Origin of the sequence: Lachnoanaerobaculum sanguinis, from assembly GCF_033242365.1 — a bacterium.
Lineage (GTDB): Bacteria > Bacillota > Clostridia > Lachnospirales > Lachnospiraceae > Lachnoanaerobaculum > Lachnoanaerobaculum sanguinis.
On record NZ_BTHK01000062.1, the window covers coordinates 1 to 392 of the forward strand.

A 392-nucleotide genomic window follows, 5' to 3' on the forward strand; every position below is an offset into this window, starting at 1 on the left:
GTCTCTTATAATCCTAACCTTGCAAAGAAACAAAGGCTTGAAATAATGAAAATGGTCGATAAAGCTTCAAAGTTTTCTACATACAAAAATATCGCTAAAGATGAACTTGGAGATTGTGCTAAATATGTAGACATCATAACTAAAGATAGTACAGGCAAGACAATAAAGCCTATAATAGATTTAAATAAATCTAAGATTGATGAAGATCTTAAATATGCAGGATATAATCTTTTAGTGACATCCGAGATAGATATGGAACCATTACAGGTATATAAAACATACCATAGCCTATGGAAAATCGAGGAATCTTTTAGACTTACAAAATCATACCTGGATGCTAGGCCTGTTTATTTACAGAAAAAAGAAACAATCTATGGGCATTTTTTGATATG

The 392-nt window shown here is 30.9% G+C and carries 1 protein-coding gene; it reads left to right on the forward strand.

What is annotated here, in order from left to right:
• Positions 1-392 (forward strand): IS1634 family transposase (locus SBH76_RS13530; RefSeq protein ID WP_432706872.1); only part of this gene is annotated, 392 nt, incomplete at both ends.